27 protein-coding genes are annotated in these 23,594 nt (G+C 52.3%); 26 read left to right on the forward strand and 1 reads right to left on the reverse strand.

The genetic code is table 11. The features are described from left to right. Positions 1 to 56 precede the first annotated feature (56 nt). The gene (locus ACO2Q8_RS05950; protein WP_423343869.1) at positions 57 to 1,664 is read left to right on the forward strand and encodes a glucoamylase family protein; all 1,608 of its coding nucleotides are present in this window, start codon (positions 57 to 59) and stop codon (positions 1,662 to 1,664) included. A 48-nt stretch (positions 1,665 to 1,712) separates the two neighbouring features. On the opposite strand, the gene ACO2Q8_RS05955 is transcribed toward ACO2Q8_RS05950, so the two are convergent. Next, a complete protein-coding gene (locus ACO2Q8_RS05955) occupies positions 1,713 to 3,083 on the reverse strand; it encodes an enolase C-terminal domain-like protein (protein WP_423343870.1) in 1,371 nt (456 codons plus the stop codon). A 374-nt stretch (positions 3,084 to 3,457) separates the two neighbouring features. On the opposite strand from ACO2Q8_RS05955, the gene ACO2Q8_RS05960 reads away from it, so the two are divergent. From ACO2Q8_RS05960 to rplO, 25 genes are all read left to right on the forward strand, one after another. Then, on the forward strand, positions 3,458 to 3,583 hold the full coding sequence (locus tag ACO2Q8_RS05960) for a hypothetical protein (protein WP_423343871.1): 126 nt from the start codon (positions 3,458 to 3,460) through the stop codon (positions 3,581 to 3,583). Between the two features lie 204 nt (positions 3,584 to 3,787). Further along, entirely contained in the window at positions 3,788 to 8,857 is a 5,070-nt protein-coding gene (locus tag ACO2Q8_RS05965; RefSeq protein ID WP_423343872.1) for a translocation/assembly module TamB domain-containing protein, read from the forward strand. 86 nt (positions 8,858 to 8,943) lie between these two features. Further along, positions 8,944 to 11,184 (forward strand): BamA/TamA family outer membrane protein, encoded by a 2,241-nt coding sequence (locus ACO2Q8_RS05970; protein WP_423343873.1) that lies wholly within the window; start codon positions 8,944 to 8,946, stop codon positions 11,182 to 11,184. 179 nt (positions 11,185 to 11,363) lie between these two features. Continuing rightward, positions 11,364 to 13,466: an elongation factor G gene (fusA, locus tag ACO2Q8_RS05975; RefSeq protein ID WP_423343874.1), complete on the forward strand. Its 2,103-nt coding sequence runs from the start codon at positions 11,364 to 11,366 to the stop codon at positions 13,464 to 13,466. Positions 13,467 to 13,648: 182 nt separating this feature from the next. Beyond that, positions 13,649 to 13,954, forward strand: a complete 306-nt coding sequence (gene rpsJ / locus ACO2Q8_RS05980) for a 30S ribosomal protein S10 (protein ID WP_111626176.1) — start codon at positions 13,649 to 13,651, stop codon at positions 13,952 to 13,954. A 326-nt stretch (positions 13,955 to 14,280) separates the two neighbouring features. Further along, positions 14,281 to 14,901 carry a 50S ribosomal protein L3 gene (gene rplC / locus ACO2Q8_RS05985; protein ID WP_423343875.1) on the forward strand — a complete coding sequence of 207 codons (621 nt, stop codon included), beginning with the start codon at positions 14,281 to 14,283 and terminating at the stop codon, positions 14,899 to 14,901. A 2-nt stretch (positions 14,902 to 14,903) separates the two neighbouring features. After that, positions 14,904 to 15,530, forward strand: coding sequence for a 50S ribosomal protein L4 (rplD, locus tag ACO2Q8_RS05990; RefSeq protein ID WP_423343876.1), 627 nt, complete (start codon positions 14,904 to 14,906; stop codon positions 15,528 to 15,530). A gap of 6 nt (positions 15,531 to 15,536) precedes the next feature. Further along, entirely contained in the window at positions 15,537 to 15,830 is a 294-nt protein-coding gene (rplW, locus tag ACO2Q8_RS05995; protein ID WP_423343877.1) for a 50S ribosomal protein L23, read from the forward strand. A gap of 37 nt (positions 15,831 to 15,867) precedes the next feature. Further along, complete coding sequence (gene rplB, locus ACO2Q8_RS06000; protein ID WP_423343878.1) at positions 15,868 to 16,692, forward strand: 50S ribosomal protein L2; 825 nt, start codon at positions 15,868 to 15,870, stop codon at positions 16,690 to 16,692. A gap of 7 nt (positions 16,693 to 16,699) precedes the next feature. Further along, complete coding sequence (rpsS, locus tag ACO2Q8_RS06005; RefSeq protein WP_111626181.1) at positions 16,700 to 16,978, forward strand: 30S ribosomal protein S19; 279 nt, start codon at positions 16,700 to 16,702, stop codon at positions 16,976 to 16,978. Between the two features lie 76 nt (positions 16,979 to 17,054). Continuing rightward, positions 17,055 to 17,444, forward strand: coding sequence for a 50S ribosomal protein L22 (rplV, locus tag ACO2Q8_RS06010; protein ID WP_423343879.1), 390 nt, complete (start codon positions 17,055 to 17,057; stop codon positions 17,442 to 17,444). Between the two features lie 12 nt (positions 17,445 to 17,456). Continuing rightward, positions 17,457 to 18,308 (forward strand): 30S ribosomal protein S3, encoded by an 852-nt coding sequence (gene rpsC, locus ACO2Q8_RS06015; protein ID WP_423343880.1) that lies wholly within the window; start codon positions 17,457 to 17,459, stop codon positions 18,306 to 18,308. A 52-nt stretch (positions 18,309 to 18,360) separates the two neighbouring features. Further along, complete coding sequence (gene rplP, locus ACO2Q8_RS06020; protein ID WP_423343881.1) at positions 18,361 to 18,789, forward strand: 50S ribosomal protein L16; 429 nt, start codon at positions 18,361 to 18,363, stop codon at positions 18,787 to 18,789. A gap of 64 nt (positions 18,790 to 18,853) precedes the next feature. Then, positions 18,854 to 19,048 (forward strand): 50S ribosomal protein L29, encoded by a 195-nt coding sequence (gene rpmC / locus ACO2Q8_RS06025; protein WP_423343882.1) that lies wholly within the window; start codon positions 18,854 to 18,856, stop codon positions 19,046 to 19,048. 17 nt (positions 19,049 to 19,065) lie between these two features. Further along, on the forward strand, positions 19,066 to 19,329 hold the full coding sequence (gene rpsQ, locus ACO2Q8_RS06030) for a 30S ribosomal protein S17 (RefSeq protein WP_111626185.1): 264 nt from the start codon (positions 19,066 to 19,068) through the stop codon (positions 19,327 to 19,329). A 2-nt stretch (positions 19,330 to 19,331) separates the two neighbouring features. Next, complete coding sequence (gene rplN, locus ACO2Q8_RS06035) at positions 19,332 to 19,700, forward strand: 50S ribosomal protein L14 (RefSeq protein WP_111626186.1); 369 nt, start codon at positions 19,332 to 19,334, stop codon at positions 19,698 to 19,700. Between the two features lie 3 nt (positions 19,701 to 19,703). Continuing rightward, positions 19,704 to 20,042: a 50S ribosomal protein L24 gene (gene rplX / locus ACO2Q8_RS06040; protein WP_423343883.1), complete on the forward strand. Its 339-nt coding sequence runs from the start codon at positions 19,704 to 19,706 to the stop codon at positions 20,040 to 20,042. A gap of 36 nt (positions 20,043 to 20,078) precedes the next feature. Next, positions 20,079 to 20,633 (forward strand): 50S ribosomal protein L5, encoded by a 555-nt coding sequence (gene rplE / locus ACO2Q8_RS06045; RefSeq protein WP_423343884.1) that lies wholly within the window; start codon positions 20,079 to 20,081, stop codon positions 20,631 to 20,633. A gap of 20 nt (positions 20,634 to 20,653) precedes the next feature. Beyond that, the gene (gene rpsN, locus ACO2Q8_RS06050; protein WP_423343885.1) at positions 20,654 to 20,923 is read left to right on the forward strand and encodes a 30S ribosomal protein S14; all 270 of its coding nucleotides are present in this window, start codon (positions 20,654 to 20,656) and stop codon (positions 20,921 to 20,923) included. A gap of 103 nt (positions 20,924 to 21,026) precedes the next feature. After that, positions 21,027 to 21,425 (forward strand): 30S ribosomal protein S8, encoded by a 399-nt coding sequence (rpsH, locus tag ACO2Q8_RS06055; RefSeq protein WP_111626190.1) that lies wholly within the window; start codon positions 21,027 to 21,029, stop codon positions 21,423 to 21,425. 9 nt (positions 21,426 to 21,434) lie between these two features. Continuing rightward, positions 21,435 to 21,992 (forward strand): 50S ribosomal protein L6, encoded by a 558-nt coding sequence (gene rplF / locus ACO2Q8_RS06060; protein ID WP_423343886.1) that lies wholly within the window; start codon positions 21,435 to 21,437, stop codon positions 21,990 to 21,992. A gap of 38 nt (positions 21,993 to 22,030) precedes the next feature. Then, the gene (gene rplR / locus ACO2Q8_RS06065) at positions 22,031 to 22,387 is read left to right on the forward strand and encodes a 50S ribosomal protein L18 (RefSeq protein WP_423343887.1); all 357 of its coding nucleotides are present in this window, start codon (positions 22,031 to 22,033) and stop codon (positions 22,385 to 22,387) included. Positions 22,388 to 22,395: 8 nt separating this feature from the next. After that, a complete protein-coding gene (rpsE, locus tag ACO2Q8_RS06070) occupies positions 22,396 to 22,911 on the forward strand; it encodes a 30S ribosomal protein S5 (protein ID WP_423343888.1) in 516 nt (171 codons plus the stop codon). 22 nt (positions 22,912 to 22,933) lie between these two features. Beyond that, positions 22,934 to 23,113 carry a 50S ribosomal protein L30 gene (rpmD, locus tag ACO2Q8_RS06075; RefSeq protein WP_423343889.1) on the forward strand — a complete coding sequence of 60 codons (180 nt, stop codon included), beginning with the start codon at positions 22,934 to 22,936 and terminating at the stop codon, positions 23,111 to 23,113. A gap of 4 nt (positions 23,114 to 23,117) precedes the next feature. Beyond that, positions 23,118 to 23,564 (forward strand): 50S ribosomal protein L15, encoded by a 447-nt coding sequence (gene rplO / locus ACO2Q8_RS06080; protein WP_423343890.1) that lies wholly within the window; start codon positions 23,118 to 23,120, stop codon positions 23,562 to 23,564. Positions 23,565 to 23,594: the final 30 nt, after the last annotated feature.

Below are 23,594 nucleotides of genomic sequence, written 5' to 3' on the forward strand. Positions count from 1 at the left end.
AAAAGGCTATGGCGCACGGTTATAGCCTTTTTTCATACCAATCAAGCGAGACAAGTATGAAAGCTTTAAAGCTCTTTCTTTTCCTTTTCCCGGTTTTAGGTTTACTGATAACCTGCTCGGCGCAGTCGGCGAAAGAAACCGTAACGCCCATTGCCAACGAATACAGCGAGTACCTTGAAACCGTTCAGAAAGCAACCTTTCGCTATTTCTGGGATTTTGCGCACCCGGTTTCGGGCCTGGCTCCTGAGCGCACGGCGACGCCCAACATTGTCACCACCGGCGGCACCGGTTTTGGCATCATGGCCCTGATCGTCGGGGCCGAGCGCCAATGGGTCAGCCGGGCGCAGGCCGTCCAGCAGATGCAGAAGATCGTCGGATTTCTGGAAAAAGCCGACCGCTTTCACGGAGCCTGGCCGCACTGGCTCGATGGCAATTCGGGCAGAGTAATTCCGTTTTCTGAACACGACAATGGCGGGGATCTGGTCGAAACCGCGTTTCTGGTCAACGGTCTGCTCAGCGCCCGGACGTATTTCGGCGGCAACGCGGCTGCGGAAAAAGACCTGCGCCAGCGCATCGACAAACTCTGGCGGGACGTAGAATGGGACTGGTATGTGCGCGACGGCAAACTGCTGTGGCACTGGTCGCCCAACTACGAATGGCGGATGAATCACCCGCTGCGGGGCCACGACGAAACACTGATTACCTATGTGCTGGCGCTGGGTTCGCCGACGCACCCGATCAAACCGGAAGTCTACCAGAATACCTACAAGCAGAGCGATCATTACGTCAACGGCCAGACCTATTTTGGCTATAAACTGCCGCTCGGTTTTCCGATGGGCGGGCCGTTGTTTTTCACCCATTATTCCTTCCTGAGCCTCGATCCGCGTCTGATGCAGGACGAGCAGACCAACTATTGGGAACAAAACCGCAACCACACGCTCATCAATCGGGCGCACTGCCTGCAACCGCGTCAGGCGATGTTTGGCTACGGACCCGGCAACTGGGGCCTGACCGCCAGCGACGATTACAACTTTTACGATGCCCACTCGCCCACGAACGACAACGGCACCATCAGCCCGACGGCAGCTTTGTCATCCTTTCCGTACACGCCGTATTATTCGATGCAGGTCTTGCGGAACCTGTATTTGCGGGAGGGCAGCCGGTTGTTCGGGCCGTACGGTTTTTACGATGCTTACAATAAAGGACTGAACTGGTATTCAAACCAATATTTAGCGATTGATCAGGGGCCGATTGTGGTGATGATGGAAAATTACCGCTCGGGCCTGCTCTGGAAATTGGGCGAAAAAACGCCGGAACTCTGGGCCGGACTGGCTAAAATGGGCATTCGGAAACCGGTTTATCCGACCGGTTTTTACGCCTACGCGCCGGATTTCCGGACTGGCTACATCGACCTCTGGAAACACCCAGACCGGGGCGCTTTCGTGCTGGATTTTGCCGTCAAAGGCACCACGCCTGTTACGCTGCTACTTCGGGACGAAACCGGCCGGGAGGTGCAAAAACTGATCGACAACAAACCGTATCCCGAAGGCATGCACCAACTAACCTACCAACTTCCCCACGGGAAATACGAGTTTGAATGGACGCAGGGCAGCGAAAAGCAGCGCGTGAAGGTTTTTCTGCATCAGGGCGTTGATAATCAGTGATTAGTTTTCCCCTGTCAGCGGTCAAAGACCCTGACAGGGGGCGACATTTTACGGCCGAATAATCGTGCCATCAGCCTTACGGACCTGCCAGCTTGATTTGGTCGTAATCGGATACTTGGCCGCTTCTTTCTCGTTGATGTCGACGCCCAGACCCGGCACTTCATTGACCGACATGTAGCCGTTTTTCATGGTCGGGCAACCGCTGAAAACCGCCTGTGTTTTTTCGGAAAACTGGACGGCCTCCTGAATCCCGAAGTTCCAGACAGCCAGATCGATGTGCGCGTGAGCCGCATGACCGACCGGCGACACGTCCCCTGGACCATGCCAGGCCGTACGGATATTGAACCACTCGCCCAGCCGTGCCACTTTCATCGCGGGCGTGATGCCGCCAATCTGTGAAACGTGAATTCGGATGTAATCGAACCACTGATTGACCATTGGTTCTTTAAATTCGTTGATGTTGTTGAACAACTCACCCATCGCAATCGGCACGGCCGTAGTCTGGCGGAGTTGGGCAAACCACTTCATATTCTCGGGCGAGAACGGGTCTTCGATGAAAAACGGGCGGTAATCTTCCAGTCGCTTAATCATGTTGATGGCCTCCATCGGTTGTACCCGCTCGTGAATGTCGTGGAGGAGTTCGACTTCCTCTCCGCAGGCTTTCCGAACCACTTCAAACATTTTGGGCACAGCCTTGAGGTAGCCAAGCACATTCATGTAGGCGTCACCTTCGTAGCCAAAACCGGCGGCTTTAAAGTCAGGTTGGTCCATGACACTGCCGACCCCGCCGTAACCGCCCTGCTGAATCCGGATGTACTTGAAGCCCTGTTCCATGAACTTCTTGACGCTTTCTGCGGCTTCTTCCGGCGTTTTGCCACCCGCGTGCGTATAACAGGGAATGGCAAACCGGACTTTCCCGCCCAGAAGCTGATACACCGGCATGTTGGCGCGCTTGCCCTTGATATCCCATAAAGCCTGATCCAGACCGGAAAGGGCGTTGTTCAAAACCGGGCCGTTGCGCCAGTACGAACTGACGTAGGCCGACTGCCACATGTCTTCGATGTTATCCACGTCCTTCCCGACGCAGAAATCGTTCAGGTACGAGTTGATGGCGGCTACTACGGCGACTGCCCGCTGGGTAAAGGTTGCGCAGCCCAAACCGTATAAACCGGGTTCGGTCGTTTCAACTTTGACCACGATTAGGTTAGAGCCCTGGGGCGCGGTCGCAATGGCCTTGACGGATTTGATTTTGACCGGTGCCAGTCCTTTGGCGTACAAGGGGGTACCCTGCCGTTCGCGGGCTTCGGCAGTGGAGATCCCCCCAAACAAGCCCAGCAAACCAGCGGAAGAACCAGCGCCGATTTTTTTCAACGTTTCGCGACGGCTGCTCAACTCCCGAGCATTTTCGTTATTTTTCATGACGACCAGATAAGGGTTTAAGGCAAATTGTATAAGGTAAGGTGTTTAATCGTTTAAGTTTATAAATTTTCGTTGAATTGTACTTATTTCGCCACTAAGTTTTCGCGAGAAAGCATGATCGTCTTGCCGGATTTCGTTGCGTGCGGACCAAATGCTGACCTTGGTCGGTCAATTGAACGCCAATTATAGTGATAATAAGACTTTGCGGGTGAATTTTATAATTTTTAGATTTTCTCTTTCTGTGGTAGTCAGCGCGGGTAGCAAAATGTACCGGATTGCTTTCAATAAATCTGTAGTTGACTAACTTTGGTAAACTATTGTATTCTTAATTTCCCGTGCCAATTTTGGTATTAATCCATGACATTAGCCACACCATGAACAATCGTTTCAAACTATGGCTCAAGCGCGTCGGTTGGCTGGGCTTTCTCTTCTTCCTGATCAAAGGCCTGCTCTGGCTGATCATTCCCTACCTGATTGCAAAAGGATTTTTTTCGAAGTAAATGTCTCCGTGAACGAGCGGAATGATAACATAATCATTTTCTGTCGGTTTAGGGTGTATGTGGTAAGCCGCTTTGAATTACCACATAAGCCTTTTTTGCACCAAAAACGACCCGGCACTCAACATTTGTCGTCTAAATATCGTAGTTAGGATTAAAGACTATCAACGGACAGGCGACACCCGGTCTGGCGACTGACAAACGAACGTGAAAAAATTTCTGACGGTTTTTCTTCTGGCTGTACTGGCGCTGATTTTTCTGGTCCTCGGATTCCTGTGGGTCGTGGGTACCACGTCGTGGGGGCAGCAATTCGTGACCCGCCAGGTCAACAATTACCTGGCCGGAAAGATTAAAAGTCCGTTCCGAATTGGCCGTATCACCTACGATATTCCGGACTACATTGGTCTGGAAGATGTGCTGTTCATCACACCCCAAGGCGATACGCTGCTGGCTGGTCAACGGCTCCGGGTTGATCTGGACATGATGGGCCTGCTGAAAAACCGGGTCGCGCTTAACCAGATCGAACTCGAAAACGTCCGGGTGAACCTCCGCCGGACGTTGCCCGATACTACCTTTAATTTCCAGTACCTCATCGATGCCTTTGACACGGGCGGTCCTCCGCAGCCGGTCGATACCACGGCCGCTCCAATGGACATTAGTCTCTCCAGAGTTATCCTGAAAAAGGTTGGCATTCGGTATAAAGATGACGTGGCCGGAGCCGATGTCAATGCGTACCTCGACAGCCTGCGGGCGAATTTCGATGAAACCGATGTGGCTAAATCCCAATACCACCTGCGGACGGTCAATGTAGACGGTTTAGTAGCCAAAACTCGGCTATACCAGGGCATCGATACGCCGGAAACGCCCGACACCTCCGCACCCGGCGATACGCTCGATTTGAAACTGGGAAGCTGGACGATCAACCGGGCACGGTGGGATGTGCAGGTGGAAACGGCTGACTTTCAAACGAAAGGCTCCGTCGGGCGGCTGGCGATGGAGTCGGATTATTTTTACCTGGACGGACAGCGAATCGGTATCAAATCCGTCGAACTCGAAAACGGCGACATTGCTGCTGTGCTGACGAAAGCAACGAAAAAAGCCAATTCAGTAACGCCAGCGGAACTCGAAACTACGGAGGAATCCGGGGGCTGGCGTGCCAGCGTCGGCCGGGTAGCGCTGGCCAAAAACCGCATCCGGTTTGACGACCAGAACCAACCGAAGCAGAAAACCGGGCTGGATTACGGCCACCTGGACCTGCAAAACTTTTCGATTACCGCCCAGTCGATTCAGTATACGCCCCAACTGATCGCTGGGAAGTTTCGCGGGGGCCAGTTCCGCGATCAGAGCGGTTTTGCGCTCCAGCGGCTTGATGCGGATGTAATCTATAGCGACACGTTGACGTCGGTGAACCGGCTGTACGTACAAACGCCCCAAACCCTGCTTCGCGATCAGCTTATTTTGCGGTACGATTCGATCGGGCAATTGAGCCGACCGCGCGAAGCCGGGCGTGTGGGCATCCGGGTCAACCTGCGACAAAGCCGGTTAGCCGTGGCCGATATTTTGCAACTGGCTCCATTTTTAGCCAATACCGCTCCCTTTGCCGGAAACCGGCAGGCTGTGATCCGGGTGAATACGCTGATGCGTGGCACGCTAGCCAATCTCAGCATCCCGACCTTCGAACTCGACATGCTGTCGGGAACGCGGCTCCGGGCCAGCGGTCGGTTGCGCAACGTGACCGACGTCGACCGGCTGGCGATGGACATTACCCTGACCGAAGGCTCAACCCAGCTCCGCGATATCCGGCAACTGGTTCCGAAAGGCACCTTGCCCGACTCCTTCAACATTCCGCCGAAGCTCCGGCTGACCGGGCGGTTTCAGGGCGAACTCGACAACCTGAACCTCAACTCGGCTTTGCAAACCGATTGGGGCAATGTGGAGTTTGACGGGAATGTACGCGGTTTTGTGGCCGGTAAAAACCAGGCCTACCGGGGAACGCTGTCGCTGGCGCGGCTGGAAGCCGGGCGCTGGCTCGGACAGCAGGGGACCATTGGCACTATCACGGCTGACGCAACGGTCGACGGACGGGGCATCGACGTAAAAACCATGCAGACGGTTTTCCGGGTCAATGTCCGGCAGGCCGAGTTGATGGACTACAACTACCAGAACTTTACGGCCGAAGGGCGTCTGGATCAGGGAATTCTGAATGTTGAGAGTACACTTGACGACCCGAATGCAAAACTGGCACTAAACTCGCGCGTGGGCTTACTGGAAGAATTTCCGAGCATCCGGGGTAGTCTGGCAATTGATAAACTAGACGTTACGCAGCTAAAATTTTACAAAGATCCGCTTAGTGTGCAGGGACAGTTGCGTTTTGATTTTGCTTCTACCGATCCGACCAAACCGATCGGTACGCTCGTGGCCCGTGAAACGGTAGTACGACTGAACGGAAAAACCTACCCGCTCGATTCGTTTTACGTAAAAACCAATGCCGAAGGTGTTCGAAAAATCGTGGAAGCCCGGTTGCCCTTTGCCCGGATGAATCTCGACGGTCAGTTTGATTACACCCGGTTGTACGACATTGCCGCCAGCGAATTCAGCAAATACATTCAACTGCCCGATCTGACCTATAATCCGGTCAATCCGCCCTACAGTTTCAACGTCAACATGGAGGTCAACCAGCATCCGCTGCTGGCGGCTTTTGTGCCCGCCCTGACGCGCATGGACCCCGTGACGTTCCGGGCGTACGTGGACAATGTGCGCGATACCACCTTTGCGGCATTCCTGAAAACCGGTTTGATCGAATACGATTCCATGCAAGTTCAGGGCGTGACCATGAACCTGGCGGGCGTGAATGAGCGGCTGGGGATCACGGGCCGGATCAACGCGGCCAATGCGAGTGGCATTCGGCTGAACGTGACAAAACTGAACGCGGAAGCCATTAAAAACCGCCTGTGGTTCGAGATTGAATCCGACGACTCAACGGGTCGGGCCTGGTACGGATTATCCGGGAATCTGGCTATCGCCGACCGGGCGTATCAGTTTCGGTTCAATCCCGACGGTTTGCTGACCAATTACCAGCGCTGGACCAGCGATACTACGGGCTATATTCAGTACAGCGAAGAAGGCATTCTGGCCGAAAATTTTTTACTCCAAACCCAGTCTGGCGAGACCCGGTCTGGCGAGACCCGGTCTGGCGAGACCCGGTCTGGCCAGACCAGACCGCAGAAAATTCTTGTCAATAGCATTGTTCAGCAGCCGAATGCTCCGCTGGAGGTCAAAATGGAAAACATCGACCTGACGAACATGGCCAGACTGGCCAATCAGGACACAACGCTCGTCGGGGGGGTGTTAAATGGCGATGTCGTGCTGCGAAACGTCCTGACCAATTTATCCTTTACAGGTAACGTAGGCGTCGATAGCCTGAAGGTGATGGCCAAACCGTTGGGGAACCTGACCGCCCAGTTTGAAAATACGACCGAACAGCGGATTTCGACGGACATCGCGCTGATCGGTTCCGGAAACCGGGCGCGGGTTACGGGTTTTTACAAAGCCTCCGATCCGGCCAATGCGCTGGATTTCAAGGTGAATCTCGAAGAATTAAGCGCCCAGACCATCGAAGCGTTCAGTTTCGGGCAGTTGCGGCAAACCAGCGGGAGTCTGCACGGTCAGATGGACGTAACCGGCTCGACAACCGCTCCCCGCATCAACGGTGCAATGTCGTTCGATTCGCTGGCGTTCAACGTGGCTTACCTGAACGCAACCTACCACATCGACAACGAAACGATCCGGTTTGATGAGAAAACCATCACGTTTCAGGATTTCAGCGTGCGGGATGCCTTAAACCGCAGCCTGACTACCAACGGCACGATTACATTGCGAGAACTGCCCGACGTGAGCTATAACCTGCGGGTGAAAGCTTCCAAATTCCAGGTTCTGAATGCGACACGGAAAGACAACGAACTCGCCTACGGTACGGCCGCGATCAGCGCAGACCTCGGGATTCGCGGAAGCGGCACCAGCCCCACCATTACCGGTTCCATCAAACTGGAGGATGAAAGTAACGTTACGCTGGTTTTGCCCGACGAAAGCGCATCCGTCAACGAAGCCCGCGAGATTGTTACGTTCATCGACCACCGGGACACGCTGGCCCTGCGAAAATACCTGGTCCGCGTAAAACCGGATACAACCTTGCCCCGCCTGGAGTTTCGGGACTTAAGTAAATCGCAGATTGATTTGAGCCTGGAAGCCAACGAAAAATCCGAAATTACCGTCATCGTCGATCCGCTCAACGGCGATAACCTCCGCATCCGGGGTAACGCCCGGCTGAACGTCGGCATCAGCCAGAGCGGAGCTATTTCGCTGTTGGGTCGGTATGATGTAACCGAAGGGGAATACTCGCTTACGTATGAAGTTCTGAAACGCAAGTTTTCGATTCAGAAGGGTAGCTACATTACCTGGACCGGCGACCCGCTGCGGGCGCAACTCGACATCACGGCCCTTTACCAGACGACCGCTACCCCCGCCAACCTGATTGCCAACGAAACCAGCCAACAGTTGCGGACAGCGGCTAAGCAGAAGATTCCGTTCAATGTCCTGCTGAAAATGAAAGGCCAACTGGCCTCGCCCGACATCAGTTTCGACATTGCCATGCCGGAAGAAGATTTTCTGGCTTCCCGGACGATCATCGACGCCGTTAACTCCAAACTAACCCAGTTGCGGCAGGACCCCTCGCAGTTGAACAAGCAGGTGTTTGGGTTGATGGTTTTGGGAAGTTTTATTGCTGAAAATACATCCAGTTCGTCGGGGGGCGGCATCAACACCGAAGAAATTGCGCGGAGCAGCGTCAGCAAGATTCTTTCGGATCAACTGGAAAAATTTGCTTCCAGCCTCTTGAAAGGGTTCGATGTCAATTTCGACCTGCTTTCGTCGAGCCAGTCGGCGGGGGCCAATAACTCGGTAGGCTCCCGGACCGACCTGAACGTAGACGTGTCCCGGAGCTTCCTGCAGGGGCGGCTGACGGTGTCGGTGGGTCGGAATTTCGTGCTGGAAAACAATACCGGAATTAACCGGAATCCGAACGAAGTCTTTGATAATTTATCGCTAAACTACAACTTGACCCGCGATGGCCGGTATATGCTGCGGGGTTACCGCAAGAGTGATTACCAGGCTGTTCTGGAAGGGTATGTGATTGAAACCGGGGTCGGATTCGTCATTACCGTCGACTATAACCTGCTGAGCGAAATATTCCGGAAATCGGCGGAAAATAAAGAGCAATGAGAAGGTGTTTACCATACATATTGGGGGGGCTTGCCCTAACGAGCTGTCACGTAGCCCGGCACATCCCGCCGGGTGAAAAACTGTACATGGGAACTGAAATCAATGTGCAGGGTGACTCGACCGTTTCCAAAAGTGAAAAAGAAGAAATTGAGACGCAACTGGCCGACCTGGCCCGCCCGAAACCGAACAAGAAACTGTTTGGCTACCCCTATAAAGTTGGCTTGTATTATCTAATGGGCGAACCCAAAAAGGAGAAAGGGTTTCGGGCCTGGTTTCGGCGCAAATTCGGCGAAGAACCGGTTTTTGCGAGTGCCAAGGCGCTGTCGTCTAACTCAGCAATCTGGATGGCCTTTCTGGAAAACGAAGGTTATTTTCGTTCGACGGTTTCGGGTAGTCTGCGGGAAAATGCCGATAGTTCGAAACGCTATCAGGCAGTTGGCGTCTATCAGGTACAGGTGCAACCGCGTTATTACATCGATTCGGTGGCTTATCTGATGGATTCGACGGCGTTACAACGGCCAATGGCGCAAATTCAGAAACGGAGTCTGCTCAAAAAAGGAAATCCGTATCGGCTGGAAGCCATCAAATTGGAGCGGGAGCGGATCAATCAGGCGCTGCAACGGCAGGGCTTCTTTTATTTTCAACCCGACTTCATTACGGTGCTGGCCGACAGCGCCCAGGGCAACCATCGAACCCGGCTGTATCTGGCCATCAAACCCGAAACGCCCCGGGCGGCTTTGTTGCCGTATTCGATCCGCGACATTTACGTATATCCGAGCTACAGCCTGGCGTCCAACTCGACGCAACTTGATACGGCCCAGCAGCAGGCGGTTCAGTTCGGGGATCTCAAGATTGTCGATCCGGCCGGTATTTACAATCCAAAACTTTTCCGGGATATCATCGCCCTGCGTCCCGGACGGCGTTACAACAGCCGGGCACAGGACCAGACGCTCTCGCGGTTTATCAACGTGGGATCGTTCAAGTTTGTCCGCAACCGCTTCGAACCCGATCAGCAGGGCGACTCGACGGTGCTGGATGTGCATTATTACCTGACGCCCTATCCGAAGAAATCGGCCCGGCTGGAGATTGCCGGGACCAGCCGCTCCAACAACCTCGTGGGGTCGCAGCTTAGCCTGAACTGGCGAAACCGGAATGTCCTGGGGCGCTCGGAGTTGTTTACGATCAATGCCAATGCCGGTTTTGAGTTCTTGATTGGTTCCCGTTCAACGGGGATAACCAACTACCGGTACGGAATACAAACCAGTCTGGCATTTCCGCGACTGGTAACACCCATTCCGATCAAACATTACGAACGGGGGCAGACACTGCCACAGACAATCGTTTCGTTAGGATATGATCTGATTGTTCGCCGGGAATATTACAATTTAAATTCATTTTTAACCACTTTTGGGTACAGTTGGCGTAGTAATCCGCAATCCGAACACGTTTTTCAGCCTATCAGCATTAACTATGTATTACCTTCCAATTATGGCGAGAAATTCTTCCAGATGGAAGAAGATCCGGCTACCCGGCAGCAATACATTAATATTCTTCGTTCAGAACAGCTTATTCTTAGTTCGTTATACACGTATAATCTGAGTTCATCGCCCCGAAGAGCCACGGCGTATACGTACCGGCTAAGCGTAAATGTCGAACCGGCCGGAAACCTGGCATCGCTGATGACCAGGAAGGTCAATGGGTTGGGGGAGGAAATTATTTTTGGCGTTCCGTATTCTCAGTTTTTCCGGATGGATATCGATAGCCGACACTTTTTTAAAGTATCACCGGGTATGACCTGGGCCAATCGTATTTTTGCCGGGTTGGGTGTTCCTTACGGGAATTCCGATCAACTGCCTTTTGTGAAGCAATATTTCGTAGGAGGTGCCAACAGTATACGTGCTTTTCGGCCCCGGGCTGTCGGTCCGGGAATTTATACCCGAAATACAGATGGATCGGTTATTTTGCAGGATGGTGGAGGAGATATTAAACTGGAGTTCAACACAGAACTCCGCCCCAAGTTCAATAAATATTTGCAGGGAGCTTTATTTTTGGACGTAGGGAACGTCTGGATGTATTCCGACGAAACAACCTACGGAATCGGGACTCAGTTTAAATCAGACTTTTACAAACAACTGGCCGTTGGAACCGGGCTGGGTCTGCGGCTTGATGTCTCCTATTTCGTCCTGCGCTTCGATCTGGCTTTTCCATTGCGCAAGCCCTGGTTACCGGAAGGCCAGCAGTGGGTTTTCGATGAGATTGCTCCCGGAAACCGGGCCTGGCGACGTGACAACCTGATTCTAAACGTGGCGGTTGGCTATCCGTTTTAAAACCGGTATGGCTTTCATTACCTGTCCATTAACTTTTGTAATAGTCTTTGCAATAGTTTTGCTTTTACACCCCTGATTTGCTATCTTTGCGCTCTGATTCGCGAAAAGTGCCTTTTTGTGGTTAAAACCGTCTTTTCGCGTACCTGCATTGTACATTAACTTCTGAATTATACTTCATTATGGCAACTGATCTTCGATACCTGCGCAACATTGGTATCGCTGCCCACATCGACGCCGGTAAAACGACTACCACCGAGCGGATTCTTTATTACTCCGGGGTCAGCCACAAAATCGGCGAAGTACACGAGGGGGCTGCTACCATGGACTGGATGGAGCAGGAGCAAGAACGGGGGATCACCATTACGTCGGCCGCTACGACCGTCAACTGGAAATACCGCGACAACAACTACCATGTGAACATTATCGACACCCCGGGTCACGTTGACTTTACGGTGGAGGTAAACCGGTCGCTACGGGTTCTGGACGGTCTGGTGTTTCTGTTCAGTGCGGTGGATGGCGTTGAACCGCAATCCGAAACCAACTGGCGGTTGGCCAACAACTACAACGTCGCTCGTCTGGGCTTCGTAAATAAAATGGACCGGGCTGGTGCCGACTTCCTGAATGTGGTCAACCAGGTGAAGGAAATGCTGGGCAGCAACGCGGTTCCCCTGCAATTGCCGATCGGTGCCGAAGATAACTTCAAAGGCGTGGTTGACCTGGTGAACTTCCGCGGTATCCAGTGGAACGAACACGACAAAGGCATGACGTTCGTCGAAGTACCCATTCCGGATGACATGATCGAGGAAGCCCGCGAATGGCGCGGTAAGCTGCTCGAAGCCGTGGCGGAATACGACGAAACGCTGATGGAGAAATACTTCGAAGACGAAAACTCCATCACGGAAGACGAAATTCTGAACGCGTTGCGTCAGGCCACCATCGAAATGAAAATCGTTCCGATGCTGTGCGGTTCATCGTTCAAGAACAAAGGCGTTCAGACGATGCTCGATTACGTGATGGCCCTGTTGCCGTCTCCGCTCGACAAACCGGAAATCAAAGGAACCAACCCGAACACCGATCAGGAAGTCGTTCGTCACCCGACGGAAACCGATCCGTTTACGGCTTTGGGCTTTAAAATTGCGACCGACCCCTACGTAGGCCGTCTGTGCTTCGTACGCGTTTACTCCGGCGCGCTGGATTCCGGTTCGTACGTGCTGAACACCCGTTCGGGTAACAAAGAGCGGATCTCGCGGATCTTCCAGATGCACGCCAACAAGCAGAACCAGATCGACAAGCTGCGGGCTGGGGACATTGGTGCCGTTGTCGGGTTTAAAGACATCAAAACCGGCGATACGCTCTGCGATGAGAAAAACCCGATCATTCTCGAATCGATGATCTTCCCCGATCCGGTTATCGGGTACGCCATCGAGCCGAAGAAAACCGCCGATCAGGACAACTTCTCGAAAGCGATTGGTAAGCTGATCGAAGAAGATCCGACCCTGAAAGTGGAAACGGATGAAGAAACCGGTCAGACCATCATCCGGGGTATGGGCGAGCTTCACCTCGAAATTATCATCGACCGGATGCGTCGGGAGTTCAAGGTAGAAGTCAACCAGGGCGCTCCGCAGGTTGCTTACAAAGAAACGCTGACGAAAAACTTCGAACACCGCGAATTGTACAAAAAGCAAACCGGTGGTCGGGGTAAATTTGCCGACATCGTTTTCGAAATTATGCCGGGCGAAGAAGGCAAAACCGGTCTGGAATTTATCAACGGTATTGTCGGTGGTGTGATTCCGCGCGAATTCATTCCGTCGATTGAAAAAGGCTTCCGCGAAGCCATGTCAACCGGTCCGCTGGCGGGTTATCCGGTCGATTCGATGAAAGTGCGCTTGTTCCACGGTTCGTTCCACGACGTCGACTCCGACTCACTCTCGTTCGAATTAGCGGCTCGTCTGGGCTTCCGCGAAGCGGCTAAAAACGCCGGTCCGAAACTGCTCGAACCGATCATGGCCGTCGAAGTCCTGACGCCGGAAGAGTACACCGGTCCGATCACAGGTGACTTAAACCGTCGTCGCGGGATCATGAAAGGGATGGACACCCGGGCGGGTTCTCAGGTCATCAAAGCCGATGTTCCGCTGTCGGAACTGTTTGGTTATGTAACCGACCTGCGGACGATGTCGTCCGGTCGTGCGACAGCCAACCTGACGTTCTCACACTACGAGCAAGTACCGGCCAACCTGGCGGAAGGCATCGTAGCGAAGGCGAAGGGAACGGTTAGAGCTTAATTTTAAATGAATAATGAACAATTAAAGAAGAGTAGAAGCGGTTTTTCTATTCATTCGGGGCCGCCCGCGCGGTTAATTGTTCATTATTCATTAATAAAAAGTCTCGTTGCTGGAGTAAATGGTTCTTTCAGCAGCGGGTTGCCGGTTTTAGATCGGTCTCATTCATCAGAACCACAAAAGTCATGAATCAAAAAATTCGGATTAAACTGAAGTCGTTCGACCACATGCTGGTCGACAAGTCGGCGGAGAAAATCGTCAAAGCCGTCAAGTCAACGGGTGCCATTGTCAGCGGCCCCATCCCCCTGCCGACGGAGAAAGAAAAGTTTACGGTGTTGCGTTCTCCGCACGTCAACAAGAAGTCACGCGAGCAATTCCAGCTCTGCACCTACAAGCGGCTGGTAGACATCTACTCGACGAGCGCCAAAACCGTCGATGCCCTGATGAAACTGGAACTGCCGAGCGGAGTTGATGTCGAAATCAAGGTGTAACCGAAATTCTTCTAAACTTTACTTCTAAAAAGTTTTAAGAAGAAAAAAAGTTACGTACCTTTGCAGTCCGAATTAGCGCAAGCAAAGACATACTCGGATGAAGGTCCTTTGGGAAACCGCATCTGACATTTAGTTCCGGTAACTCATGCCCTCATGGGTCAACCGAGCAGAAGGTCAGGTGGAAACGTCTGACCTTTTTTGTTTTTGCTTGATTTCGAACGAGTTGAAAAACAAAATACGGTTTGGAATAACAGGAAGGAATTCCTACCTTTGCACTCCGTTTTTTGGGTTTATAACTATAAATTCCTGCTTTACAACCACTTATTATGTCTGGTTTAATTGGAAAGAAGATTGGGATGACCAGTCTGTACAATGCTGACGGGCAGGCTCTGGCATGTACAGTCATTGAAGCTGGTCCCTGTGTCGTTACTCAGGTAAAAACGCAGGAGTCGGATGGCTACAAAGCCGTCCAGTTGGGTTACGGTGAAAAGAAAGAAAAACGTACCACCAAGCCGTTGCTTGGGCACTTCAAGAAGGCCGGTACGACGCCGAAACGCAAATTAGTCGAGTTCAAAACATTCGAACAAAACCTGGATCTGGGTCAAACCCTGCAGGTAGCGGATGTTTTCGTTGAAGGCGACTTTGTCGATGTCGTTGGAACCGTGAAAGGTCGCGGTTTTCAGGGCGTTGTGAAACGCCACGGTTTTGGTGGTGTCGGTGGTCAAACCCACGGTCAGCATAACCGGCAACGTCACCCGGGTTCCATTGGTGCCTGTTCGTTCCCGTCGCGCGTGTTCAAAGGCATTCGGATGGCGGGTCGGTACGGCGGCAACCGGGTGAAAGTACAGAACCTGCGCGTTCTGAAAGTTCTGCCCGAGCAGAATCTGATCGTAGTGAGCGGCTCGGTTCCGGGCGCTAAAAATTCCTTCGTCATTTTAGATAAGTAATCATGGAGGCAGCAGTTTATAACTCGAAAGGAGAGGATACGGGCAAAAAGATTAGCTTGTCTGACGATATCTTCGGAATTGAGCCGAACGAGCACGCGATCTACTTAGACGTGAAACAGTACCTGGCCAACCAGCGCCAGGGCACACACAAGGCTAAAGAGCGGGGTGAGAATGCTCACTCGACCCGTAAACTCAAGAAGCAGAAAGGAACGGGCGGTGCCCGCGCCGGTTCGATCAAATCACCGGTTTTTGTCGGTGGGGGAACTATATTCGGTCCCCGTCCGCGCGACTACTCCTTCAAGCTGAACAAGAAAGTGAAGCAACTGGCCCGCAAGTCGGCGCTGGCGGCTAAAGCTAAAGCGAATAGCGTTTCCATCCTGGAAAACTTTACGCTGGAAGCGCCCCGCACGAAGTCGTACATCGAATTTCTGAACGGTTTTCAGGCTTTGGATACTAAAACGCTGCTGATTCTGCCCGATGTAGATTCCAACGTGGTTTTGTCGAGCCGCAACCTGCAGAAAGCGAAAGTGACGACGGTGGAAAATGTGAACACCTATGATCTGATGCACGCGGATCGTTTGCTGATCGCGGAAGGGGCTTTGTCGAAACTTGAATCTCTTCTCCAGTAATTGATTATGGAAAACGTACTGAAAAGACCGATCATCACCGAGAAGGTGACGGCCCAGAATAAGAAGGGACAATACGGATTTGAGGTTTCGATGAATGCCAACAAAATCGAGATCAAAAAGGCCGTTGAGAAATTGTATGGCGTGACCGTGACGGAAGTGAACACGATGCGTTGCATTGGTCACAAAAAGTCGAAAAGCACGAAGAAAGGTGCTGTTACCTCGGGCCGTACATCAACCTGGAAAAAAGCGATCGTTACGGTTGCCGAAGGGGAGATCATCGATATTTACGCCGAAGCATAACCCAACCACGAACGACTAAACGAAGTAGTTAGGAATCATGGGAGTTAGAAAACTAAAACCAACAACCCCGAGTCAGCGTTTTCGGGTGGCCCCGGATTTTGCCGAGATCACGACCGATAAACCCGAGCGGAGCCTGCTGGTAACGATAAAAAGAACCGGTGGCCGGAACAACCAGGGCCATCGTTCGATGCGCTACATCGGTGGCGGTCACAAAAAACAATACCGGATTATCGACTTCAAACGCGATAAAAACGACATCCCGGCTACGGTGAAGACGATTGAGTACGATCCGAACCGTTCGGCCCGTATCGCGCTGTTGTTCTACGCCGATGGTGAAAAACGCTACATCCTGGCTCCGCAGGGGATCACGGTGGGTCAGCAGGTCATCTCAGGAGCTTCGGTTGCGCCGGAAGTTGGAAACGCCCTGCCGCTGTCGGCCATGCCGATCGGTACGATCGTTCACAACGTCGAGCTGAAACCGGGTCGCGGTGGTGCGATGGTCCGGAGCGCCGGAACCTACGCGCAGTTGGTAGCCCGGGAAGACAAATACGCGATCCTGCGGATGCCGTCGGGCGAACAACGGATGGTATTGGGGACCTGCATTGCTACGGTCGGTTCGGTATCCAACCCCGACCACATGAACGTCAGCATCGGGAAAGCCGGTCGGACGCGCTGGTTAGGCCGTCGTCCCCGCGTTCGTGGGGTTGCCATGAACCCGGTCGATCACCCGATGGGTGGTGGTGAAGGACGGGCATCCGGTGGTCACCCGCGTTCACGTACGGGTCTGTACGCGAAAGGTAAGAAAACCCGCCCGGTCAACAAGTATTCAGATCGTCTGATCATTAGTAAACGGAAAAAATAAGAGGTAGATGGCACGCTCACTTAAAAAGGGTCCCTACATAGATTTTCGTCTGGAGAAAAAGGTGGAAACCATGAATGATTCGGGTCGTAAATCCGTGATCAAAACCTGGTCCCGCCGTTCGATGATCTCTCCGGATTTCGTTGGCCACACGTTCGCCGTACACAACGGAAACAAGTTCATTCCGGTATACGTCACCGAGAACATGGTGGGCCACAAATTAGGCGAATTTTCACCCACCCGGAACTTCCGGGGGCACGTTGCGAAGAAAGACAAAGGCAAACGGTAGAACTAGTTTACAGTTTCTGGTTTACGGTTTTTAGTTCTCAATAAACTATAAATCATAAACTATAAACCATAAAAAAATGGAAGCAGTAGCAAAGCTAAAAAATGTGCCTTCGTCTCCTCGCAAAATGCGGCTGGTAGCCGATATGATCCGGGGCCAGAAGGTTAGCAAAGCATTGGGTATTCTGCGTTATCAACCTCAGGGTGGTGCCGCACTGCTGGAAAAGCTGTTGCTTTCGGCAGTGGCCAACTGGCAGCAGAAGAACGAAGGAGAACGCGCCGAAGACGCTGATCTGTACGTAAAGACGATCTTCGTCGATGGCGGTCGGATGCTGAAACGTCTGCGTCCTGCTCCCCAGGGTCGCGGTCACCGAATCCGGAAGCGCTCCAACCACGTGACCATCGTGATTGAAAGTGCCGCAGGCGCCCTGACGATTGCACCCGAAGTTTCAACAGAAAACGCAGCATAACCAGACAATAAAATGGGACAAAAAGTAAACCCCGTTGGTTTTCGGCTCGGTATCGTTAAAGGATGGGATTCTAGCTGGTATGGCGGCAAAGAGTTTCCGGATAAGCTGGTTGAAGACGAAAAAATCAGAAAATACATCCAGGCCCGGATTCCGAAAGGATCCATCGCCCGGGTTGTTATCGAGCGTACGCTGAAACGCATTACATTGACGATTCACACGGCCCGTCCGGGGATTGTGATCGGTAAAGGTGGTGGCGAAGTCGATAAGATCAAGGAAGAGCTGAAGAAAATTACCGGTAAAGACGTTCAGATCAACATTTTCGAGATCAAACGGCCGGAAATCGATGCCAAACTGATCGGCGAAACGATTGCTCAGCAACTTCAGGCCCGGATTTCGTATCGTCGTGCCATGAAGCAAGCCATAAGCTCGGCTATCCGGGTCGGTGCTCAGGGCATCAAGGTTCGCGTATCGGGTCGTCTGGGTGGTGCCGAGATGGCGCGTACCGAAGAATACAAAGAAGGTCGCGTACCTCTGCATACATTGCGGGCTGATATTGATTACGCCATCTCGGAAGCCCAAACCGTTTACGGTAAAATCGGGATCAAGGTATGGGTATTCAAAGGCGAATTGTACGGCAAGCGGGATCTGTCACCGGCTGCACAAATCACGGCAGCTCAGTCGGAGCGCGGTGGAGAGCGCAGCGAACGGCGTGGTGATCGCGGAGACCGTCGCGGAGAGCGCGGTGGTGATGGCGAACGCAACGATCGTCGCCGGGGCCGGAATGATCAAAACCGTGGTGGCGGACAGCGCGGTGGCCAGGGCGGTCAGCGTGGCGGCCAGGGCGGTGGCGGACGCAAAAGATAGTAAGAACATCGGGCGTCGAGCAATCGCAACGTCCTGTTAGATACGACAAAAGATGTTACAACCAAAAAGAACCAAGTTTCGTAAGCAGCAAAAAGGCCGGGTCAAAGGCGTTGCCGGACGTGGCCACCAGATCGCTTTCGGATCGTTTGCCATCAAGTCGCTGGAACCCGGCTGGATTACGGCCCGCCAGATTGAAGCGGCCCGGATTTCGGTAACCCGCGCCATGAAACGGGAAGGTCAGGTTTGGATTCGGATTTTCCCCGATAAGGTGATCACGAAAAAACCGGCCGAAGTACGGATGGGTAAAGGAAAAGGGGCTCCGGAATACTGGGTAGCTCCCGTAAAACCAGGAACGATTCTGTTCGAAGCCACCGGCGTCCCGCTGGCGGTTGCGAACGAAGCTCTGCGCCTGGCGGCTCAAAAGTTACCGATCAAAACAAGATTCGTTGTTCGTCGGGATTATCAGGAAACAGAAGACTAACTCGGGAACGGTTGCCGGTTAAGGAGTCAAAACCGGAGCAGGCAACGACCAACAACATTCAGTCATGAAAAAGAACGAGATCAAGTCGCTGACGGTTGAACAATTGAACGAGCAGGTAGCGGCTGAGAAAGATCGCTTGCAAAAAATGAAATTTGCGCACGCCATCTCGCCCATCGAAAACCCGATGCGGATTCGCACAACGCGCAAATTGATTGCTCAATTACTGACCGAGCTGACTATCAAGCAACAAGCCAGCTAATTAAACGGTATCGACTCATGGAGCAGCAAGAAAGAAATTTAAGAAAAGAAAGAATTGGTAAGGTGGTCAGCAACAAGATGGAAAAATCCATTACGGTTGCGGTCGATCGGAAAGTGAAGCACCCGATGTACGGGAAATTCATGCACCGCACGAAGAAGTTCATGGCCCACGACGAAAAAAATGAATGCGGCATCGGCGATACCGTTCGCATCATGGAAACCCGTCCGCTGAGCAAGAACAAATGTTGGCGATTAGTCGAAATCATTGAAAAAGCCAAGTAATCATGATCCAGCAAGAATCACGTTTGGGCGTAGCCGATAACAGCGGTGCCAAAGAAGTACTCTGCATTCGGGTACTGGGTGGAACCGGCAAGCGGTTCGCTACGGTTGGCGATAAAATTGTCGTAACGGTTAAACAGGCGCTTTCTTCGAGCAACATGAAGAAAGGAACTGTTTCCAAAGCGGTGGTCGTTCGGACGAAAAAGGAAATCCGCCGGAAAGACGGTTCCTACATCCGGTTTGAAGACAATGCCGCCGTCCTGCTGAACAACAACGATGAGCCGCGCGGTACCCGGATTTTCGGACCCGTTGCCCGTGAGTTGCGCGAGAAGCAGTTTATGAAAATCGTTTCCCTGGCTCCAGAAGTATTGTAACCCATGAAGAAAGTAGCAGACAAGCCTGCGAAGTTACACGTTCGGAAAGGAGATAGCGTCAAAGTTATTTCCGGTAACTCGAAAGGACAAACCGGCACAATTTTGCGCGTTCTGGTTGACAAACAACGCGCCGTGGTAGAAGGAGTCAACATGATTACGAAACATGTGAAACCTTCGGCTGCCAACCCCCAGGGAAGTTTGGAAAAACGCGAGGGAACGATTCACATCAGCAACCTGATGGTGATCGATCCGGCTACCAACGAACCCTCTCGTACTGGCCGCAAACTGAACGACAAAGGTAAGTTGCAACGGTACTCGAAAAAATCGGGCAACTTTATCTAATTGATAGGAATCAGGAACGTATAAAAAGATACGAAAGTGGCAACTCCGAGACTGAAAGAGAAATATACCAACGAGATCGTGCCCCAACTGAAGGAGAAGTTTCAGTACAAAAGCATCATGCAGGTGCCGAAACTATCCAAAATTGTTGTTAACAAGGGGATTGGGGCCGCCGTTGCCGATAAGAAATTAGTAGATGTAGGCGTCGAAGAACTGACCATGATCACGGGCCAGAAAGCTGTTCCGACGATTGCGAAGAAAGCCGTCTCTAACTTCAAACTGCGCGAAGGCATGCCGATCGGGGCAAAAGTAACCCTGCGCGGTGAGAAAATGTACGAATTCCTGGATCGTCTGACTTCGGTGGCTTTGCCCCGGGTGCGCGACTTCAAAGGAATCAGTGATAAAGGCTTCGACGGCCGTGGTAATTACACGTTCGGCGTTCAGGAGCAAATCATTTTCCCGGAAATTACGATCGATAAAGTCAATCGGATCTCAGGGATGGATATCACGTTCGTCACGACGGCGAACACGGACGAAGAAAGCTTTGCATTGCTGAAAGCGCTGGGCATGCCCTTCGCCGGAGGTAAAAAATAACGCATAACGCGAACAAGAACATGGCAAAAGAATCCATCAAAGCAAGAGAGCGTAAGCGGATTGCCTTAGTTGCGAAGTACGCTGCGAAGCGTGCCGCACTGAAAGCGGCCGGTGATTACGTCGGATTAGACAAACTGCCGAAAAATGCTTCTCCGGTGCGTCTGCACAACCGGTGTAAGCTGACAGGCCGCCCCCGTGGGTACATGCGGAAATTTGGTATCTCCCGTGTCACCTTCCGCGAAATGGCCTCGGCGGGTAAGATCCCCGGTGTAACCAAGTCAAGCTGGTAATTTACACGCCACTAGCGAATATCGAAACAATTCCCTAATTTTGCAGGCCCGTTTCAAACGGCAGTAACCGTCGGCGAGGTTTGCAGTTACTAATCAGGAGGAAATGAATACTGATCCCATAGCAGATTATCTGACTCGCATCAGAAATGCGATCCGTGCCAAGCACCGGGTTGTCGAAATTCCTGCTTCCAACATAAAGAAGGAGATCACCAAGGTACTCTTTGATAAAGGCTTCATCCAGAACTACAAGTTCGACGAAACAGGCCCGCAAGGAAGTATTAAAATTGCACTGAAGTACAATCCGGTTACGAAACAGCCTGCCATCGTTGATTTGCAGCGTGTGAGCCGCCCGGGTCTGCGTCAGTACAAGGGCGCTACGGAAATTCCGCGCATTTTCAACGGCCTGGGTGTTGCGATCGTCTCAACCTCCAAAGGGGTGATGACCGACAAGGAAGCCCGGACGCTGAACGTCGGTGGTGAGGTGTTGTGTTACGTATATTAATCAGAAACCATGTCACGCGTAGGTAATAAATCCATTGCACTGCCCGAGAAGGTCTCAGTTTCGGTCGAAAACGGTAACACGGTTACGGTGAAAGGCCCGAAAGGGACGCTGTCGCAGAGCATCAACCCGGAGATCCAGGTAGAGATCGCCGACGGTCAACTGAAAGTAGTTCGGCCGAACGACCAGAAACGCTTTAAAGCCCTGCACGGTTTGTACCGCGCTCTGGTTAATAACATGGTGACGGGTGTCAGCACGGGCTACCGGGTTGAACTTGAAATCGTTGGGGTTGGATACAAAGCTGTGGCCAACAACAACATTCTGCAATTGACGCTCGGGTATTCGCACGATATTTACGTAGCGATTCCGAAGGAGCTGAATGTAACGGCCGTTACGGAAAAAGGTCAGAACCCGAAAGTGATTCTGGAAGGAATCGACAAACAACTGATTGGCGACGTTGCCGCCAAGATTCGTTCACTGCGGAAAGTAGAACCGTACAAAGGAAAAGGGATCAAGTTTGTGGGCGAGAAAATTCGTCGCAAAGCTGGTAAATCTGCTTCCAAGAAATAAGCAGAAATAGGTGAACCATATAATAAGCACAGGCGAAAATGGCTGTCACGAAAACAAGCAGGAGACTGCGTATTAAACAACACATCCGGAATAAAGTATCCGGAACGGCCGCCCAGCCGAGGTTATCGGTATTCCGGTCCAATGCCCGCATTTACGCCCAGATCATCGACGATGAGCAAGGCCGCACCCTGGTGAGTGCTTCGTCCATCGAGATCACAGGAAAAGATAAAAAAGGTGTCAACGTCGACGTGGCCAAACAGGTCGGTCAGTCGTTGGCTCAGAAAGCCACCACCAACGGGATTTCCCGGGTTGTTTTCGACCGGAATGGCTATTTGTATCATGGTAAGGTGAAAGCTCTGGCCGACGGTGCGAGAGAAGGGGGCCTTCAATTCTAAGCAAAACAATGGTAACCAATACAAGACCTGCGAAAGTTAACGAAGCTGACCTGAAAGAACGGGTTGTGGCCATCAACCGCGTTGCCAAAGTGGTAAAAGGCGGTCGGCGCTTCAGCTTTGCTGCCATCGTTGTCGTTGGCGACAGCAACGGAGTGGTCGGCTACGGCCTGGGCAAAGCAAACGAGGTAACGGATGCGATTGCCAAAGGGATTGAAGATGCCAAGAAGAACCTCGTTCAGGTACCGCTGTTGAAACACACGGTTCCTCACGAGATGGAAGGCAAATTCAGCGGTGGCTTCGTATTGCTGAAGCCTGCTTCGGCCGGTACGGGCGTAATCGCCGGTGGTGCCATGCGTGCCGTGCTGGAAAGTGCCGGTATCCGTGACGTGTTGGCAAAATCGAAAGGTTCATCCAACCCGCACAACGTGGTAAAAGCGACGATTGACGCGCTGCTCAAAATGCGGGCCCCGCACCAGGTTGCGTTCCAGCGTGGCGTGAAGCTGAGCAAAGTTTTTAACGGATAAGCTCCTTAAAACGGCAAGAGAAATGGGACAGGTACGAATTACACAGGTTCGCAGTATCATCAAGCGACCAAAAACACAGAAGCTGGCGATCCAGTCGCTGGGTCTGGGTAAAATAAACCGTAGCGTTGAGTTGGAATACAACGACGCCGTTGGTGGAATTATCCGTAAAGTTCAACACTTGGTAAAAGTCGAAGAAATTTAATCTCATGAGTCTGAATACACTAAAACCTGCGGAAGGATCCGTCCGGGAGCGCAAGCGAGTAGGTCGGGGTACTGGTTCGGGCATGGGTGGTACGTCTACCCGTGGTCATAAAGGTGCCCAATCTCGTTCGGGTTACAGCGCGAAGAAAAACTTCGAAGGCGGTCAGATGCCGCTGCAACGCCGTGTACCGAAATTCGGCTTTAAAAACATTAACCGAGTTGAGTACAAGCCCATTAACCTTGATACGTTGCAACAACTGATCGACAAAGCCGGTGTTTCAGCCGTCGATTTGGATGTGCTGTTGCAGAACGGTCTGGTCGGCAAAAACGATAAGGTTAAGATCCTGAGCCGGGGTGAGTTGAAGGCTGCGGTCGAAGTGAAAGCGCATGGCTTTTCGCAAAAAGCGATTGAAGCGATCGAGAAAGCTGGCGGTAAAGCAATTAAGCTCTAATCGGCTTGCTCGTTCAAGCATGGGATTTCG

Source organism: Larkinella sp. VNQ87, from assembly GCF_049445795.1.
GTDB lineage: Bacteria > Bacteroidota > Bacteroidia > Cytophagales > Spirosomataceae > Larkinella.